1 rRNA gene is annotated in these 2,734 nt (G+C 53.5%); it reads left to right on the forward strand.

Going from position 1 to position 2,734, the window contains the following annotated elements:
- Positions 1-2,715, forward strand: a 23S ribosomal RNA gene (locus tag ACW5W8_RS23475); the annotation flags it as partial.
- Between the last annotated feature and the right edge of the window lie 19 nt (positions 2,716-2,734).

Here is a 2,734-nt window from a genome sequence, read left to right on the forward strand (position 1 = left end):
GAGGCGAACCGGGAGAACTGAAACATCTAAGTACCCCGAGGAAAAGAAATCAACCGAGATTCCCTCAGTAGCGGCGAGCGAACGGGGATTAGCCCTTAAGCATCTTGGAAGTTAGTGGAACGGTCCTGGAAAGGCCGGCGATACAGGGTGATAGCCCCGTACACGAAAACAACCTTGATGTGAAATCGAGTAGGGCGGGACACGTGACATCCTGTCTGAATATGGGGGGACCATCCTCCAAGGCTAAATACTCCTGACTGACCGATAGTGAACCAGTACCGTGAGGGAAAGGCGAAAAGAACCCCTGTGAGGGGAGTGAAATAGAACCTGAAACCGTGTACGTACAAGCAGTGGGAGCCCTTCGGGGTGACTGCGTACCTTTTGTATAATGGGTCAGCGACTTACATTTTGTAGCGAGGTTAACCGTATAGGGGAGCCGTAGGGAAACCGAGTCTTAACTGGGCGTCTAGTTGCAAGGTGTAGACCCGAAACCGGGTGATCTAGCCATGGGCAGGTTGAAGGTTGAGTAACATCAACTGGAGGACCGAACCCACTAACGTTGCAAAGTTAGGGGATGACCTGTGGCTGGGGGTGAAAGGCCAATCAAACTCGGAGATAGCTGGTTCTCCCCGAAAGCTATTTAGGTAGCGCCTCGGACGAATACTACTGGGGGTAGAGCACTGTTTGGACTAGGGGGTCATCCCGACTTACCAACTCCATGCAAACTCCGAATACCAGTAAGTAATATCCGGGAGACACACGGCGGGTGCTAACGTCCGTCGTGAAGAGGGAAACAACCCAGACCGCCGGCTAAGGTCCCAAAGTTCTGGTTAAGTGGGAAACGATGTGGGAAGGCTCAGACAGCTAGGATGTTGGCTTAGAAGCAGCCATCATTTAAAGAAAGCGTAATAGCTCACTAGTCGAGTCGGCCTGCGCGGAAGATGTAACGGGGCTCAAACCAGGCACCGAAGCCGCGGATTCACACTTATGTGTGAGTGGTAGGGGAGCGTTCTGTAAGTCTGCGAAGGTGTATCGAGAGGTATGCTGGAGATATCAGAAGTGCGAATGCTGACGTAAGTAACGATAAAGGGGGTGAAAAGCCTCCTCGCCGGAAGACCAAGGGTTCCTGTCCAACGTTAATCGGGGCAGGGTGAGTCGACCCCTAAGGCGAGGCCGAAAGGCGTAGTCGATGGGAAGCAGGTTAATATTCCTGCACGACTTGTAATTGCGATGGGGGGACGGAGAAGGCTAGGTGGGCCAGGCGACGGTTGTCCTGGTGAAAGTGCGTAGGTGGTGTTTCTAGGCAAATCCGGAGACACAACACTGAGACACGAGACGAACACACTACGGTGTGGAAGCCATTGATGCCCTGCTTCCAGGAAAAGCCTCTAAGCTTCAGATTACAAGTCATCGTACCCCAAACCGACACAGGTGGTCGGGTAGAGAATACCAAGGCGCTTGAGAGAACTCGGGTGAAGGAACTAGGCAAAATAGAACCGTAACTTCGGGAGAAGGTTCGCTCTTGACAGTGAAGTCCCTTGCGGATGGAGCAGTTGGGAGTCGCAGTGACCAGATGGCTGGGACTGTTTATCAAAAACACAGCACTCTGCAAACACGAAAGTGGACGTATAGGGTGTGACACCTGCCCGGTGCCGGAAGGTTAATTGATGGGGTTAGCGCAAGCGAAGCTCTTGATCGAAGCCCCGGTAAACGGCGGCCGTAACTATAACGGTCCTAAGGTAGCGAAATTCCTTGTCGGGTAAGTTCCGACCTGCACGAATGGTGTAACCATGGCCATGCTGTCTCCACCCGAGACTCAGTGAAATCGAATTCGCCGTGAAGATGCGGTGTACCCGCGGCTAGACGGAAAGACCCCGTGAACCTTTACTACAGCTTGGCACTGAACATTGAACCTACATGTGTAGGATAGGTGGGAGGCTTTGAAGGCGTGACGCCAGTTGCGCTGGAGCCGTCCTTGAAATACCACCCTTGTATGTTTGATGTTCTAACGCAGGGCCCTGAATCGGGCTCGCGGACAGTGCCTGGTGGGTAGTTTGACTGGGGCGGTCTCCTCCCAAAGAGTAACGGAGGAGCACGAAGGTTGGCTAATCCTGGTCGGACATCAGGAGGTTAGTGCAATGGCATAAGCCAGCTTAACTGCGAGACGGACAGGTCGAGCAGGTACGAAAGTAGGTCATAGTGATCCGGTGGTTCTGAATGGAAGGGCCATCGCTCAACGGATAAAAGGTACTCCGGGGATAACAGGCTGATACCGCCCAAGAGTTCATATCGACGGCGGTGTTTGGCACCTCGATGTCGGCTCATCACATCCTGGGGCTGAAGTCGGTCCCAAGGGTATGGCTGTTCGCCATTTAAAGTGGTACGCGAGCTGGGTTCAGAACGTCGTGAGACAGTTCGGTCCCTATCTGCCGTGGGCGTTGGATGATTGAAGGGAGTTGCTCCTAGTACGAGAGGACCGGAGTGAACGAACCTCTGGTGTTCGGGTTGTCACGCCAGTGGCACTGCCCGGTAGCTAAGTTCGGAATCGATAACCGCTGAAAGCATCTAAGCGGGAAGCGAGCCCTGAGATGAGTCATCCCTGACCCCTTGAGGGTCCTAAAGGGCCGTTGGAGACCACAACGTTGATAGGTGGGGTGTGTAAGCGCGGCGACGTGTTGAGCTAACCCATACTAATTACCCGTGAGGCTTAACCATACAACACCCAAGAAGTGTT

It is taken from the genome of Aeromonas aquatilis (assembly GCF_054052405.1).